Origin of the sequence: Polynucleobacter yangtzensis, from assembly GCF_027924165.1 — a bacterium.
GTDB classification, from domain to species: Bacteria; Pseudomonadota; Gammaproteobacteria; order Burkholderiales; family Burkholderiaceae; genus Polynucleobacter; species Polynucleobacter yangtzensis.
Genome location: NZ_AP026973.1, coordinates 1,663,028 through 1,678,202 on the forward strand (window position 1 = coordinate 1,663,028; position 15,175 = coordinate 1,678,202).

Genomic DNA, 15,175 nt, shown 5'->3' on the forward strand with positions numbered 1-15,175 from the left:
GTTGGTAGCCAACGCCTTAGATAACGATAGTTTGGGGTGCATCTTTTGGACGCTCAACCACTTCACCTACTGCCCAAGCTTTTAGGCCTTGCGCAGTCAATGACTTGATCGCAGTATCCGCTTGATCCGGAGCAACTATAACCACCATCCCGATGCCGCAGTTAAATACGCGCACCATTTCTGCATCTGCTACGCCACCCTTCATTTGCAACCAACGGAAGAGCTCTGGCATTTGCCAACTGTCACGATGCAAAACAGCTTGAGTATTTTCTGGAAGTACGCGTGGCACGTTATCCACTAAACCACCGCCAGTAATGTGTGCCATCCCTTTTACATTGATTTCAGAAATCAATTTGAGAAGTGGCTTCACATAAATTTCTGTTGGTGCCATAACCACATCACCCAATGGGCGACCGCCTAAATCATCGCTTGGCTTTGCGCCAGCGCGTTCAATAATTTTTCGTACCAATGAGTAACCGTTGGAGTGAGCACCACTAGATCCAATTGCTAATACAACGTCACCTGGAACAATCGTCGCACCAGTAATGATTTTGGATTTTTCAACTGCACCCACTGCAAATCCAGCGAGGTCATATTCACCAGGTGGATACATGCCAGGCATTTCTGCAGTCTCACCACCAATTAATGCGCAACCAGATAGCTCACAGCCTTTGGCAATACCACCCACAACCGTTGCTGCAGTATCAACAGTCAACTTGCCGCAAGCAAAGTAATCCAAGAAAAAGAGGGGTTCAGCGCCTTGCACCAGAATGTCGTTCACACTCATGGCTACCAAGTCTTGACCGATGGTTTCGTGACGATTCCATTCGAAAGCCAACCTGAGCTTAGTTCCTACTCCATCCGTACCAGACACCAATACTGGCTCTTTATAGCGCTTAGGCACCTCAAAAAGGGCTCCAAAACCGCCAATTCCAGCCAAAACGCCCTCACGCATGGTCTTTTTGGCAAGCGGCTTAATGCGATCAACCAAGGCGTCTCCGGCGTCAATATCGACACCAGCGTCACGGTAGGAAAGGCCATTTGAGGAGGAATTAGAAGATGAAGTCATATTGGAGCCGGAATATTAGTAAAAAATGCTACTTCGTCAGTAGAATCATTGAATTCTAGAGGATTGAAGCAAGATGGCAGAAATTTTTACCCCTTTTCTCACCGCATTCATTCTGGCGTATGCCCTACGCCCTGTTTGCCTGTGGCTTGAGCAGCATCGCCTACCTCGAGCGCTAGCCGCTTTGGTCAGCATGTTGATAGGGCTATGCCTCGTTTTCTTCATCCTGAGCCTGCTCGTAAGCCTCCTCAAATATGAAATTCCCCTAATTAAGGCCCAATTGCCTGATTGGATCGCCAATACTCAAGCCTGGCTTGGCCCAAAGCTCAGCGAACTGCATATCAACCTCGACTGGGGAACCCTTAGGGAAAGCGCCACTCAAAAAATTACTGAGCACATTAATGACAATGCAGATAGCTTGATGACTTCCACTATCAGCACTGTGTTGATGTCCGGCAGCTCAGTCATTGCAGGTTTTGTAAATGCAGTGCTCATTATTTTTGTGATGTTTTATTTGTTGATGGACTGGAATCATTTTTTTGGACTTATAAAAGGTCTGGTTCCGGTTCGCGCGCAAGAAACTGTTCATCACCTCGCCATGCATACCGATGGATTGCTTTCGCAATACTTGCGCGGCATGTTGATCGTCATCTCGATCATGGCGATTTATTACAGCGCAGGCTTGAGTTTCATTGGCGTCAAGGGTGCGGCAGCGCTTGGCGTGTTTACCGCACTCATGATTGTGATCCCGTATATCGGCATCACTATAGGTCTAACACTTGCAGTGTTATCAGCGCTTCTTCAATTTGGTCCAGGCACTGAAATTGTTGGCGTACTGATCTTGTTTGGCATTGGGCAATTCTTAGAAGGCTTCTTCCTAACGCCCCGCTTGGTTGGCGAGCGCATTGGCTTACATCCAGTAGCAGTATTGTTTGCTTTGCTTTTATTCGGCAAGTTATTTGGCTTCTTTGGCGTCCTACTGGCATTGCCTATCAGCGCTGTCAGCCTGGTCCTAGTTAAGTACCTCTGGTCTATCTATACGCAAAGCGCTTGGTATCAAAAATAAATTTGGCAGTAATGAACACACCTCCGCTTCCAAAACAATTTGCGTTAGATATTAGCCACTCACCCAAAGCGAGCCTAGAAAACTATCTCCCAGGAAAAGATCTCGCACTGATATCTGCTTTACAAAATATCGAAAGCTCATGGAAGGGTTCTTCAAATGAAGGCTCCGACAACCCATTAAATCAGCGCTGGATTTATTGGTGGGGACCGGAAGGATCTGGACGCACACATTTACTAAACGCGATTGGCAATGCGGCAGAGCACGCAGACTTAGAACACATTGCCCTGACAGCATCAGAACCAGCATCCTGGGTTCGGTTAGAAGAAAACATTAGTGCGCTTTCGCAAACTAAAACTCCATCAGTCATTACCGTGGATGATGTAGACCAATTGGATGATCGTCTGGTGGGGTCCTTATTTCGGATTCTGAATGCCGTACAAGCTAGCAAAGCAATCCATATTTTTATGGCTGGCGCAGCTGCCCCAGCAAATTTGAAGCTTCGTGAAGACTTACGAACCAGGCTGGGCTGGGGTTTGGTGTTTCAAACCCAGCTTTTGGATGATGATGAGAAAATACAGGCATTAGGCGAGGCAGCCAAAGCCCGTGGGCTAGTTTTGTCGCCCGATGTGTTGCCTTGGTTATTAAGCCGCTTCTATCGAGATATGCCCAGCTTAATGGCCTTGATCGATGCTTTAGATGCTTATTCTTTAGAAACAAAACGTGCTGTAACCTTGCCGCTTGTACGCGAGCTCTTGCAGCCCAAATAATTAATTAGATATTCATTCGTGACTCAGTTAGCCCTTTTTGATTTAGACCACACCCTGTTGCCCTGCGATAGCGATTATGAATGGGGCCAATTTTTGGCTCGCATTGGCGTTGTTGATAGCGAATACTACGCAAGGCAGAATGAACGTTTTTACCAAGACTACAAAGAAGGCAAGCTCGACATTCATGAATTTCTGCGCTTTGCTCTAAAGCCGCTTTCTGAGCACTCGCGCGCGCAACTCAAAGAATGGCATGACGCCTTCATGAGAGAAGTGATTAACGGACAACTCCGACAAGAAGCACTAGATCTAGTCAAGCGCCACCAAGATGCTGGTGATCTCTGCTGTGTAATTACGGCCACCAATAGTTTTGTAACTCGCCCTATCGTAGAAAGCTTTGGCATTGAACATCTGATTGCTACAGAGCCAGCGACCAAAGACAATCAGCCTTTGGCTAATTACACCGGAGAAGTGAGCGGCATTCCTAATTTTCGGGAAGGCAAGATTCAGAACCTGCATGATTGGCTAGCTTCTCAAAAGCTATCACTGGACACTCTGCCTTACAGTTATTTTTATTCTGACTCGATGAATGATCTACCCTTACTTGAAAAGGTCAGTCATCCTGTCGCCACCAATCCAGACGATCGCCTTCGCAACGAAGCCAAGCAGCGTAACTGGCCTATTCTTGAATTGTTTGCATGATCACTAAATTTATCAAACGTATTTTGCGGCGTGACCCGATGGTCAAGCACACACACGCAAGCAGTACTGGAGCGCCAAAACGTATCCCTAAAAAATCACATCGCATTGACCCTCACTTACTTTCCAAGAATGCAGTTAAGGTAACCCATACTTTGCAGCAAGCAGGTTACGAGGCATTTATTGTTGGCGGTGCTGTACGTGATCTTGCTCTTGGAATTAGCCCTAAAGATTTTGACGTTGCTACTAATGCGACGCCAGACCAAGTTCAAAGATTATTTCGCAAAGCTCGTCTTATTGGGCGCCGTTTTCAGATTGTTCACGTGACCTTTTTTGGTAAGGGCCATCCTGAAATCATTGAAGTATCAACCTTCAGGGCTTTACTGGATAACGCTGGAGACCATGTTGCAGAAAGCGGTCGCATTCTGCGTGATAACGTCTGGGGATCGCAGGGCGAAGATGCTGCGAGACGTGATTTCACTATTAATGCCATGTATTACGACCCATCCTCCGAGACTGTGCTCGACTATCACGGCGGTATGGCAGATATGCAAAAGAAAACTTTGCGCATGATTGGTGACCCAGCCAAACGTTATCGCGAAGATCCCGTACGCATGCTCAGAGCAGTTCGATTTGCTGCCAAAACTGGTTTTGAATTGGATAGCGCTACGCGCGCACCAATTGCAAAACTCGGTAAATTACTAAACGATGTTCCTTCGGCCAGACTGTTTGATGAAATTCTCAAGCTTTTGATGTCAGGCTACTCCTGGCGAGCAATTCAAGGCTTGAAAGAAGCAGGATTGCATCATGGACTGCTACCGCTGCTCGATCACATTCTGGATGATGGTGAGGACTCCAAAGGCGCCAATGATTTTGTAAGGCTTGCTTTGGCGAATACGGATGAACGCATTCAATCAGGAAAAAGTGTTTCAGCTGGCTTTTTATTCGCCACATTGCTTTGGCCTGATCTATTGAAGAACTGGAAAGCCAACTCCAGCAAAGGCATGGCCAATATCCCTGCTCTTCATGATGCTATGGATGACACGATCGCCACCCAAAGTAGCGGCATGACCATTCAAAGACGCTTTGAAAGCGATATGCGTGAGATTTGGTCAATGCAGCCGCGCTTTGAGAGACGCGTAGGCCGCTATCCTTTCCGCCTCATCGAATCCCCACGTTTTCGTGCGGGTTATGACTTTATGCTGCTTCGCTGCGCTACCGGGGAGCTAAATCCAGCAATTGGTCAATGGTGGACAGACTTCATTGCGGCAGATCCAGCCGGGCAAGAGGAGCTCATGGCTAGCGCTAAAAATGAATCCGGAAATACTGCCAGCCCAGCCAAAAGACGACGTCGTAGAAAGCCAAAATCTGCCATCCCTCCAGAGAGTGCAGCGAGCTAAGCAGACTTAGAGAAATTTCAGTAAAGTAGTTCCATCTCTAGTTTGGAACTCTATGGCACGGGCATATATCGGATTTGGCGGCAATATTGGCGATACGCGTCAGCTCATTACTGATGCCATTGTTTGCTTAGCATTACGTTCTGAACTCCAAATTCTGGCAAAAAGCTGCTTTTATCAAAGTGCGCCCGTTGAGGCTACTGGCGGCGATTACATCAACGCCGTTATTGAAGTTGAAACCGAACTGTCTCCTTACGGCCTGCTGCATGTTTGCCAAACGATTGAACAAGAGTTCGGTCGTGAGCGCCCTTATGCAAATGCTCCTCGTACCCTTGATCTCGATATCCTCTCATTTGAAGGGGTGACTCAAAATGAGACGGAGCTCATGCTTCCTCATCCCAAAATCATTGAGCGTTCATTTGTACTCCTCCCCCTCCTGGAAATAGCCCCCGAAATCTTCTTGCCACAATGGGGTGAGCTCAAAGCCTATTTACCGAATGTTGCCCACCAAAGAATTGAAAAACTCCCCTGCAGGAACTGCAATTGCGGGGAAAAAGACGTTTATAGCCAATCGGCGCATTAATTCATTAAACTCTCGCCATGGGTTACTTACAAGGCGATAAGCCAATCACAATCACCAAGCTCCTCGCAATGCATGCTGAGGGTGAAAAAATTTCTATGCTCACAGCATATGATTCAACCATGTCCGCGCTACTGAATCGCTGTGGGGTTGAAACAATTTTGGTTGGTGACTCTCTTGGTAATGTGATTCAAGGTCATTCCAGCACAACCCCGGTGACCGTAGAGCAAGTCGCGTACCACACCGAGTGTGTGGCTCGTGCCAATACACATGCTTTTTTGATTGCCGATCTTCCTTTCGCAAGCTATGGAGATCCAGTTCAAGCATTAGAGTCATCCGCTCAACTGATGCGAGCTGGTGCAGACATGGTCAAACTTGAGGGTGGTGGCGATTGGCAAGTAGATATCATTCGTCACTTGGTAGAGCGCAGTGTTCCCGTATGCGCACACTTGGGCCTACTGCCACAATCAGTTCACGTCCTAGGTGGTTACAAGGTACAAGGCAAATCCAAAGATGCTGCCAGCGTTATGCTCGAACAAGCACTTGCTTGTCAGGAAGCTGGCGCGCAAATGGTTGTGCTCGAAGCCATCCCCTCATCACTAGGCGAAAGAATTACTGCCGAGCTACATATCCCAACGATTGGTATTGGTGCTGGCCCAGATTGCTCTGGTCAGGTATTAGTACTTCAGGATATGCTGGGCGTTAGCCCAGGTAAGCCACCTAAGTTTGTCAAAAACTTTATGGATGGTCACCACTCTGTAGAGGCAGCTATTAAGGCTTACGTACGAGAGGTGAAGTCTGGGAAATTCCCAGGGCCAGAGCACGGCTTTGCTGGCTAATTACCAGCTAGCCGACTCAACAATTTCTAGCTAAAGAAACTCTTCACACCATCAAACCAGCCCTTTTGCTGGGGGCTATGTTTGTCGCCACCAGATTTGAGGCTGTCATCAAACTTCTGCAGCAATTTCTTCTGCTCATCAGTCAGTTTGACCGGGGTCTCCACCAATACGTGAACAAAAAGATCACCCACCAGTGTTGAACGCAAGCCTTTTATACCTTTATTGCGCAAACGGAATGTCTTACCAGTCTGCGTACCTTCTGGAATCGGAAACTCAACGCGGCCAGAGAGTGTTGGCACTTCAATTTCACCACCGATCGTTGCGGTTGCAAAAGAGATTGGCATTTGCACATGCAAATCACTGCCATCACGCTCAAATACTTTGTGCGGCTTTACGCGAACCTCAACATAGAGATCGCCAGATGGGCCGCCGTTAATACCGGGCTCGCCGTTACCAACAGAACGCACGCGCATGCCATCATCGATACCTGCTGGTATTTTGATTTCGAGTGTTTTTTGTTCTTTATGCTTTCCAGTACCGTGACAAGTTTTGCAGGGCTTTGGAATGTATTCGCCAGTGCCGCGGCACTTAGGGCAAGTTTGCTGCATGGAGAAAAAGCCTTGTTGTACACGTACCTGACCATGACCATTACAAGTGGTACAGGTCTCAGCCTTGGACCCCGGCTCTGTACCAGTACCATGGCAGGGCTTGCAATTACTCCAACTTGGTACGCGAATTTGAGTTGTATACCCCTCAGCAGCTTGCTCCAGCGTAATGTCCATGTTGTAGCGCAAGTCTGCACCTTTATAGACCTGTGGGCCAGATTGGCGACCGCCGCCTTGACCAAAAATATCACCAAAAATGTCGCCGAATGCATCGGCAAATCCACCGCCACCGAAACCGCCACCACCAAATCCACCACCCATCGACGGATCAACGCCAGCATGGCCGTACTGGTCGTAGGCAGCTCGCTTATTAGGGTCAGTCAAGGTTTCGTAGGCTTCCTTAACTTCTTTAAACTGAGCTTCAGCCGTTTTACTATCCGGATTGCGATCTGGATGATGTTTCATCGCCATCTTGCGATAAGCCTTTTTTAGCTCTTCGTCGCTGGCGCCTTTTGATACACCCAGCACTTCATAAAAATCGCGTTTACTTTTAGGCACGGCCTATTCCTCTCAACAACCTGAATGACACAAGTCGGCACGAGGCCGACTTGTTATTTAAGTACATCAAAACTACATCAATGAATGTCTGATTTCAGAATTACTTCTTGTCATCAACCTCTTTGAAATCAGCGTCAACAACGTCTGCATCAGGGGCTTGGCCAGGAGCCGCGCCGCCTGGAGCTGCACCAGCAGCAGCGCCACCAGCTTTAGCTTGCTCAGCAGCCATGACTTTTTCGCCCAGCTTCTGACTTGCCTTACCCAATGCTTCTGTTTTTGCTTCAATCGCTTCTTTGTCGCTACCTTTAATAGCTTCATCCAAGTCCTTGAGGGCTGCTTCAATCGCTTCTTTTTCAGAGGCTTCTAAGCTAGCACCATGCTCTTCCAAAGCCTTCTTGGTTGAGTGAGCCAAAGCATCAGCAGTATTGCGGGCAGTAACCAGCTCTAATGCTTTCTTATCTTCAGCAGCATTCGCCTCAGCATCCTTAACCATGCGTTGAATTTCTTCTTCAGTCAGGCCAGAGTTTGCCTTGATGGTGATCTTGTTTTCTTTACCAGTCGTTTTATCTTTTGCAGTTACGTGCAAGATACCGTTGGCATCGATGTCAAAGGTCACTTCAATTTGTGGCATACCACGCTGCGCAGGAGCAATACCCTCGAGGTTAAATTCACCAAGCAATTTGTTAGCTGCAGCCATCTCGCGTTCACCTTGGAAGCACTTAATAGTTACAGCAGGCTGGTTGTCTTCAGCAGTGGAGTAAACCTGTGAATGCTTAGTAGGAATCGTTGTGTTCTTAGGAATCATCTTGGTCATTACGCCGCCAAGAGTTTCGATACCCAATGACAATGGGGTAACGTCCAAGAGCAATACGTCTTTACGGTCGCCAGACAATACAGAACCTTGAATCGCAGCACCAACAGCAACTGCTTCATCTGGGTTAACGTCTTTACGTGGCTCTTTACCAAAGATTTCTTTTACTTTGTCTTGAACCGCAGGCATACGTGTTTGACCACCGACCAAAATGACGTCGTCGATATCTGCTACGTTTACGCCAGCGTCTTTAATGGCAGTTAAGCAAGGACCAGCGGTACGCTTGATCAACTCCTCTACCAAAGACTCCAACTTGGCACGAGTCAACTTCAAATTCAAATGCTTAGGACCGCTAGCGTCAGCTGTCACGTATGGCAAATTGATTTCTGTTTGTTGAGCGGATGACAATTCAATCTTGGCTTTTTCAGCAGCATCTTTTAAGCGTTGCAATGCCAATACGTCTTTGCTCAAATCAACGCCTTGTTCTTTCTTGAACTCAGCAATGATCCAGTCAATGATGCGTTGGTCAAAGTCTTCACCACCTAAGAATGTGTCACCGTTAGTTGAAAGCACTTCAAACTGCTTCTCACCATCAACGTTAGCAATCTCAATGATAGAAACGTCGAATGTACCGCCACCCAAGTCATACACAGCGATCTTGCGATCAGCTTTGTCTTGCTTGTCCAGACCAAATGCCAAAGCAGCTGCGGTTGGTTCGTTAATGATGCGCTTTACATCCAAGCCAGCAATACGGCCAGCATCTTTAGTTGCTTGACGTTGGCTGTCATTGAAGTATGCAGGAACAGTAATAACCGCTTCTGTCACTTCTTCTCCGAGATAGTCTTCGGCAGTTTTTTTCATCTTACGCAAAATTTCAGCGGACACTTGTTGTGGCGCCATTTTCTTGTCGCGTGCTTCAACCCAAGCATCTCCGTTATCAGCGGCAATAATTGAATAAGGCATCAAGCCAATATCTTTTTGCACTTCAGGGTCTGTAAATTTACGACCCATCAAACGCTTCACTGCGTAGATGGTGTTTTTAGGATTCGTCACTGATTGACGTTTTGCAGGCGCGCCAACCAATACTTCGCCATCTTCAACGTAAGCGATGATGGATGGAGTCGTGCGAGCGCCTTCGGCATTCTCGACAACTTTAGGTGCATTGTTTTCAACGACTGAAACACATGAATTCGTGGTTCCTAAGTCGATACCGATAATCTTTCCCATAATTGCTCCAAAAAATTAAATTGTTTGTTGTACTAATGAATATTTCGATACCCAGTAAATGGGGTCTAAAAAAGGGATTTCAAGGGGTTAAATAGCAAAAAAGGCAGAAATCTGCCTTTTTTATCCCTTTTTTGGGGTTTTACCCCGATTTTCTCTTTATTTGGGGGCGCTAACCGTTACCAAAGCAGGTCTGAGGACCCGATCTGCCACGGTATAGCCACGCTGCAGCACTGAAACCACGGTATTAGGTTCTTGCTCTGATGGCACCGAAGCGATCGCCTGATGATGATGGGGGTCAAATTTATCCCCAACCGCAGGGTTAATTTCCGTCATGCGACCCTTCTCAAATGCGGAGAGCAATTGCTTGAGGGTAATTTCTAAGCCCTCTTTAAATGCTTTAGCATCCACCGCATCAGTACTCAATGCTGCATAGAGACTATCTGTCACTGGCACCAAATGCTCGGCAAAACTTTCAATCGCAAATTTATGCGCCTTAGCAATATCTTCAACAGCACGGCGGCGAATGTTTTCACCCTCAGCTTTTGCGCGTAAAAAATTATCTTGTAACTCGCCAATCTTTTGATTGAGTTCAGCAATTTCTTGTTCTGGGGTTTTTACAGCTGGCGTTTCTGCTGCAGCTTCACTGGCCGGATCTGCCGCAAGATTCTCTTGTTCTGGGGATGGGTTTTGATTTTCTTGTGTCATAGACGCTATTTTACTTTTCTCTAAAGATGGCTCTTGCTTTGTAATGTGGGGTCAATCAATTCAATTTCAAGTCTTTGCTTTTTCAGCCAACTCAGCCCTTTCAGCGCGCTTAGCTAATTCAGCCTCAGACTCCGTCCCCAAAGACCAGCCCTGTAAATGATGATGAGCAATATCGCTCAGAGCCTCAATCCACTTAGGGTTGCTGTTAAGGCATGGAATATAACGATAGTCTTTGCCACCATGCTCCAAGAAGGTTTCGCGGGCCTCCATGGCAATTTCTTCCAGCGTTTCTAAGCAGTCGGCCGGAAATCCTGGGCAAAAAATATCAATCCGCTGACAACCTTCTTTAGCCAGCTTTTCAATCGTTGGGGCTGTATATGGCTTTAACCACTCTGCTTTACCAAAGCGTGATTGGAATGTAACAAGGTATTGACCCGGCTCCAAACCAAGAGACTCACCAAGCAAACGTCCTGTTTTTAAACACTCGCAGTGGTAGGGATCACCCTGCATCAAGTTGCGTTTTGGCAATCCATGAAACGACATCACAAAGCGGTCACCCTTAGCAAAGTCTGGTCGCCCATCTTTATCCCAGGCACTTAAAACTTGATCGCGTAGCGCAGCAATATAAGCAGGGTTATCGTGATAGTGCTTTACCAAGCGCAATTCAGGCTGATCGCGCCAAGTACTCAAAACACGAAAGACTTCATCAAAGCTGGATGCTGTAGTGGTGGCAGAGTACTGAGGATACAAAGGTAGTACCAATAAACGCTCCATGCCTTGTGCCTTCAGGCCCTCGAGGGCAGACTGGGTAGAGGGTTGTCCATAACGCATCGCCAAATCCACCAACACTGTATGGCCCTCATTCGCAAATTTATCGCCGAGCTCTTTCGCCTGAAGACGTGAGTAGTGCATTAAAGGAGAGCCTAATTTTGGCAACCAGATAGAGGCATATTTTTTTGCAGAGGCACTACTACGAATTGGCAAAATGATGCCATTCAAAATGCACCACCAAATAATGCGTGGAATTTCTACGACTCGCGGATCAGAAAGAAATTCTTTTAAATAAGCACGCACTGCTTTTGATGTTGGCGCTGAGGGCGTGCCCAAGTTCAGTACTAAGACTGCTGTTTTGGAGGCACGTAGATGCGGGTTCGGATTCAAGATAGTTTGTCTCTTGTTAATTAATAGGTATAGATCGAGGATTAGGAACTCAGCGCCCCGGACAATAATTTTGAGGTGATATCGACAATTGGAATCACTCTGTCATAAGCCATACGAGTTGGCCCAATGACGCCAAGCGTACCTACTATCTGCCCATCAACGCTATATGGGGCGCTGATTACAGCCAGATCTTCATAAGGTAATAAGTCACTCTCACCGCCAATAAAAATCTGAATGCCATCAGCGTGGCTCGATACATCAAGCAATTGCATTAGGACTGATTTTTGCTCCAACATGTCAAACATCTTGCGCAACTTATCTAAGTTAGAACTTAAATCGCCAACATTCAGCAAGCGACGTTCACCAGATAAAACCATGTCGCCACGACTCATGTCGTAATCGGCAACACCGCTTTGCAAAGCCAAAGCCATCAACCCAGAAATATCTGTCCGTAAATTGTCTAAGTCGGATTTCAGATGTAGGCGCACTTGATCAAAACTTTTACCCGCAAAATGGGTATTGATAAAGTTGCCTGCCTCAATGAGTTGACTTGGCGTGTAATCTTGAGTCGTCGGCAAGATGCGGTTTTGCACATCCCCTTCTGGGGTCACCATAATTAATAAGATCTTGCCTTCGCCTAAGCGCAAAAACTCAATGTGCTTAAAAACCTGGGCGCGCTTCGGCGTCATCACCACCCCAGCGAAATGAGTCAAGTTCGACAAAATCTGAGCGGCAGAGGTCAAAACGCGTTGCGGGGAGTCCGGCAAAAGGCCTTTTTCCACCTCTCGAGCTGCTATCTCCTCCAAAGGACGGACTGTCACCATGGTGTCAACGAACAAGCGATAGCCTCGTGGGGTAGGGATGCGGCCAGCAGAGGTGTGGGGACTAGTCACTAAACCCATATCCTCCAAGTCCGCCATGACATTGCGGATGGTGGCTGCCGACAGGTCTAAACCCGAGTATCTAGACAGAGTGCGGGAGCCAATAGGCTGACCCTCCTCGATATAGCGCTCGATGAGGGTTTTGAGTAGGGCGCGGGAACGTTCATCCATGGTGGAAGGGATTTTATGCCTATGGTTTAATCGTTATATGTTAAGCCCATCCCCAAATTCCACCAAGAAGGCATTTAGCCGGGTTGCGATTGTCGGCAAATTCCATGCTGACGGCATTGATGAGCACCTGAAGGACCTGGCTAAGTTGGTCAAGAGTCTGGGTTGCGAGGTCTTTTTAGAGGCAGCCACAGCCCAACATTTGGGTTTAAAAGAATTCCCCACCAAGACCGCAGAAGACTTTGCCGGCGCAATTGATTTGGTCGTAGTCCTCGGGGGCGACGGCACAATGCTAGGAATTGGTCGTCAACTGGCAGGAAGCAATGTGCCGCTAGTAGGCATCAATATGGGACGCCTGGGTTATATGACTGATATCCCCATTCAGTCGGTGCAGGATACCCTTCCAAAAATCATTGCTGGCGAATACGAAGCCGATACTCGTACATTACTTGATGCCGTTGTGTTGCGCAAGGGCAAAGAAATCAATCGCGCATTAGCGCTAAACGATGTGGTCGTAAATCGTTCTGGAATTTCTGGGATGGTGGAATTGGCGGTTCATGTTAATGGTTCATTCATGTACAACCAACGATCTGATGGCTTGATCGTGTCGACCCCAACTGGCTCAACGGCTTACGCCCTCTCAGCAGGTGGACCCATCTTGCATCCCCGTGTAGCCGGCATCTTGCTAGCGCCAATTGCGCCTCACTCACTTTCGAATCGTCCAATCGTGCTGCCAGAAGATTCTGTCACCATTATTGAAGTGGTTGACGGTCGAGAAGTCATTGTCAACTTCGATATGCAATCACAAACTGATTTACAAACAGGTGACAAGATTGAAGTTCGTCAGTCTGAAAAAACAATTACCCTGTTGCACCCACGCAGTCATAGCGACTACAAAACCTTGCGTGAGAAGCTGCACTGGAATGAGTACCCATCGACATTCTGATGTCGAGTTTTTTGCTACGCTAATACATGCTTCAAACCATCTCACTTCGTGACTTTGTCATTGTTGATCAACTAGAGTTAGATCTCACTAGCGGGTTTACCGTGCTGACAGGTGAGACTGGCGCCGGTAAATCCATCCTCCTAGATGCCCTTAGCTTAGCCTTGGGTGAGCGCGCTGATAGCAGCCAAATTCGTGAAGGCTGTAACCGAGCAGAAATCTCCGCCCTCTTTCGCATTGAGCCAAATCAGTCTAAAGAGTTGAGTAAATGGCTTGATGAGCAAGGCTTTCCTCTGGAGGATGACGGACAAAGCTTGGTACTCAAAAGAACGGTGGAGGCCAATGGTCGCAGCCGTGCTTTTATTAATGGCAGCGTTGCCACCTTAACGCAATTGCGTGAAGCAGGCGATCAATTAGTAGATATTCATGGTCAACATGCGCACCAACTTTTGCTAAAGGGAGGCGCTCAACGAGAGCTCCTCGATAGTCATGCTGGATTACTTCCGCTTGCCAGTGAAGTAGCAACAGCATTCAAAACACTTGCAGATTCACGTCGTCGCCTTGAACAAGCAGAAAACGCTGGTCAAGATGTGGAGCGTGAACGCGAGCGCCTTCAGTGGCAGTTAGATGAGCTCACCGACCTTTCCCCACAGGAAGGGGAATGGGCGAACATTCAAAGTGAACATGCTCGTTTAGCCAATGGCGCAAAGCTGATTGGCGGCTGCCAAGAGGCAGTTGATATTTTGAGTGACGCTGATAATTCACTGGAATCCACCCTGTCTAAAGTATGCGTAAATATCAGTGCGCTTGCTGAGCATGACCCCAGCCTTAGCGACATTAGTCAATCGCTAGAGTCAGCAAGCATTCAGCTGGACGAAGCGATTCATGGACTCAATCGCTACTTACAAAAAATAGATTTGGACCCAGCTCGTCTTGCGCAAGTTGAAGAACGTATGCAAGCATTGCATAGTGCCGCTCGTAAATATCGCGCTGAAACTGATGAGCTGCCGAAGCTTCTGCTCGAGACAGCAGAGCGACTAGATGCCCTAACAGCCTCACAAAATATTGAAGCGCTTCGCGAGCAGGTTAAGCAGGAAGAGGCCACCTACTTAAAGCTAGCAAAACAACTCACACAAAAACGTAGTAAGGCTGCAAAAGAACTGGGTGAATTAGTGACTAGCGCTATGCAAGATTTATCTATGGCAGGCGGTCGCCTGGAGATTGCTCTGGTGCCGCTAAACGAAGGTGGATCGCACGGCTTGGAGCAAATTGAATTCCTAGTAGCTGGTCATGCCGGCAGCACCCCTCGCTCACTCGCAAAAGTTGCCTCCGGCGGTGAATTAGCGCGCATCAGCCTAGCTATCAGCGTCATTACCAGCAAAGCCTCATTCACGCCGACCCTCATATTTGACGAGGTCGATGCTGGCATTGGCGGAGCTGTCGCTGAAACCGTAGGTAAGCTATTGCATCAATTAGGCCAGTCCCATCAGATCTTATGCGTAACCCATTTACCTCAGGTAGCTGCGCAAGGTAATCATCACTTTAAGATTAGCAAATCGCAAAGTGGTGAGAAGACCGTTTCGCATGTGCAAGTCCTTGGCAGAACTGAGCGAGTCGAAGAAGTAGCCAGAATGCTTGGCGGCGCCACCATTACTGATACCACTCGTCGCCATGCTCGCGAATTACTAGAGCAAAACTAAAGTAA

General features: G+C 47.6%; 14 protein-coding genes. 8 read left to right on the plus strand and 6 right to left on the minus strand.

Annotated features, from left to right (window positions below):
• Nucleotides 1-16 precede the first annotated feature (16 nt).
• Nucleotides 17-1,069: a phosphoribosylformylglycinamidine cyclo-ligase gene (gene purM / locus QMF28_RS08355; RefSeq protein ID WP_281742282.1), complete on the minus strand. Its 1,053-nt coding sequence runs from the start codon at nucleotides 1,067-1,069 to the stop codon at nucleotides 17-19.
• Between the two features lie 73 nt (nucleotides 1,070-1,142).
• Between purM and QMF28_RS08360 the strand changes: the two genes are divergently transcribed.
• From QMF28_RS08360 to panB, 6 genes are read left to right on the plus strand one after another with little or no spacing between them, the layout of a single operon-like run.
• Complete coding sequence (locus QMF28_RS08360) at nucleotides 1,143-2,132, plus strand: AI-2E family transporter (RefSeq protein ID WP_281742283.1); 990 nt, start codon at nucleotides 1,143-1,145, stop codon at nucleotides 2,130-2,132.
• 11 nt (nucleotides 2,133-2,143) lie between these two features.
• The gene (gene hda, locus QMF28_RS08365) at nucleotides 2,144-2,899 is read left to right on the plus strand and encodes a DnaA regulatory inactivator Hda (protein ID WP_281742285.1); all 756 of its coding nucleotides are present in this window, start codon (nucleotides 2,144-2,146) and stop codon (nucleotides 2,897-2,899) included.
• An 18-nt stretch (nucleotides 2,900-2,917) separates the two neighbouring features.
• Nucleotides 2,918-3,598 carry a histidinol-phosphatase gene (locus tag QMF28_RS08370; protein WP_281742286.1) on the plus strand — a complete coding sequence of 227 codons (681 nt, stop codon included), beginning with the start codon at nucleotides 2,918-2,920 and terminating at the stop codon, nucleotides 3,596-3,598.
• A complete protein-coding gene (pcnB, locus tag QMF28_RS08375) occupies nucleotides 3,595-4,995 on the plus strand; it encodes a polynucleotide adenylyltransferase PcnB (protein WP_281742287.1) in 1,401 nt (466 codons plus the stop codon). The genes QMF28_RS08370 and pcnB overlap by 4 nt, the downstream gene beginning before the upstream one ends.
• Before the next feature lie 52 nt (nucleotides 4,996-5,047).
• Nucleotides 5,048-5,575 (plus strand): 2-amino-4-hydroxy-6-hydroxymethyldihydropteridine diphosphokinase, encoded by a 528-nt coding sequence (gene folK / locus QMF28_RS08380; protein WP_068320865.1) that lies wholly within the window; start codon nucleotides 5,048-5,050, stop codon nucleotides 5,573-5,575.
• A gap of 17 nt (nucleotides 5,576-5,592) precedes the next feature.
• The gene (panB, locus tag QMF28_RS08385) at nucleotides 5,593-6,411 is read left to right on the plus strand and encodes a 3-methyl-2-oxobutanoate hydroxymethyltransferase (protein WP_281742288.1); all 819 of its coding nucleotides are present in this window, start codon (nucleotides 5,593-5,595) and stop codon (nucleotides 6,409-6,411) included.
• 26 nt (nucleotides 6,412-6,437) lie between these two features.
• Here panB and dnaJ read toward each other — a convergent pair whose 3' ends face one another.
• The 5 genes from dnaJ to hrcA form a co-directional block, all read right to left on the minus strand.
• Nucleotides 6,438-7,574, minus strand: a complete 1,137-nt coding sequence (gene dnaJ / locus QMF28_RS08390; RefSeq protein WP_281742290.1) for a molecular chaperone DnaJ — start codon at nucleotides 7,572-7,574, stop codon at nucleotides 6,438-6,440.
• Between the two features lie 100 nt (nucleotides 7,575-7,674).
• The gene (gene dnaK, locus QMF28_RS08395) at nucleotides 7,675-9,612 is read right to left on the minus strand and encodes a molecular chaperone DnaK (protein ID WP_068320872.1); all 1,938 of its coding nucleotides are present in this window, start codon (nucleotides 9,610-9,612) and stop codon (nucleotides 7,675-7,677) included.
• A 156-nt stretch (nucleotides 9,613-9,768) separates the two neighbouring features.
• On the minus strand, nucleotides 9,769-10,317 hold the full coding sequence (grpE, locus tag QMF28_RS08400; protein ID WP_281742291.1) for a nucleotide exchange factor GrpE: 549 nt from the start codon (nucleotides 10,315-10,317) through the stop codon (nucleotides 9,769-9,771).
• 66 nt (nucleotides 10,318-10,383) lie between these two features.
• Nucleotides 10,384-11,478, minus strand: coding sequence for a ferrochelatase (hemH, locus tag QMF28_RS08405; RefSeq protein ID WP_281742293.1), 1,095 nt, complete (start codon nucleotides 11,476-11,478; stop codon nucleotides 10,384-10,386).
• A gap of 41 nt (nucleotides 11,479-11,519) precedes the next feature.
• Nucleotides 11,520-12,530 (minus strand): heat-inducible transcriptional repressor HrcA, encoded by a 1,011-nt coding sequence (hrcA, locus tag QMF28_RS08410; RefSeq protein WP_068320877.1) that lies wholly within the window; start codon nucleotides 12,528-12,530, stop codon nucleotides 11,520-11,522.
• A gap of 37 nt (nucleotides 12,531-12,567) precedes the next feature.
• On the opposite strand from hrcA, the gene QMF28_RS08415 reads away from it, so the two are divergent.
• The gene (locus tag QMF28_RS08415; protein ID WP_281742294.1) at nucleotides 12,568-13,473 is read left to right on the plus strand and encodes an NAD kinase; all 906 of its coding nucleotides are present in this window, start codon (nucleotides 12,568-12,570) and stop codon (nucleotides 13,471-13,473) included.
• A 26-nt stretch (nucleotides 13,474-13,499) separates the two neighbouring features.
• Nucleotides 13,500-15,170 carry a DNA repair protein RecN gene (recN, locus tag QMF28_RS08420; RefSeq protein ID WP_281742295.1) on the plus strand — a complete coding sequence of 557 codons (1,671 nt, stop codon included), beginning with the start codon at nucleotides 13,500-13,502 and terminating at the stop codon, nucleotides 15,168-15,170.
• The last annotated feature ends 5 nt before the right edge of the window (nucleotides 15,171-15,175 follow it).

Coding starts and splice junctions, on each gene's coding strand:
- purM (WP_281742282.1), bottom strand. CDS start 1,069: ATGACTTCATCTTCTAATTCCTCCTCAAATGGCCTTTCCTACCGTGAC.
- QMF28_RS08360 (WP_281742283.1), top strand. CDS start 1,143: ATGGCAGAAATTTTTACCCCTTTTCTCACCGCATTCATTCTGGCGTAT.
- hda (WP_281742285.1), top strand. CDS start 2,144: ATGAACACACCTCCGCTTCCAAAACAATTTGCGTTAGATATTAGCCAC.
- pcnB (WP_281742287.1), top strand. CDS start 3,595: ATGATCACTAAATTTATCAAACGTATTTTGCGGCGTGACCCGATGGTC.
- folK (WP_068320865.1), top strand. CDS start 5,048: ATGGCACGGGCATATATCGGATTTGGCGGCAATATTGGCGATACGCGT.
- panB (WP_281742288.1), top strand. CDS start 5,593: ATGGGTTACTTACAAGGCGATAAGCCAATCACAATCACCAAGCTCCTC.
- dnaK (WP_068320872.1), bottom strand. CDS start 9,612: ATGGGAAAGATTATCGGTATCGACTTAGGAACCACGAATTCATGTGTT.
- grpE (WP_281742291.1), bottom strand. CDS start 10,317: ATGACACAAGAAAATCAAAACCCATCCCCAGAACAAGAGAATCTTGCG.
- hrcA (WP_068320877.1), bottom strand. CDS start 12,530: ATGGATGAACGTTCCCGCGCCCTACTCAAAACCCTCATCGAGCGCTAT.
- QMF28_RS08415 (WP_281742294.1), top strand. CDS start 12,568: ATGTTAAGCCCATCCCCAAATTCCACCAAGAAGGCATTTAGCCGGGTT.
- recN (WP_281742295.1), top strand. CDS start 13,500: ATGCTTCAAACCATCTCACTTCGTGACTTTGTCATTGTTGATCAACTA.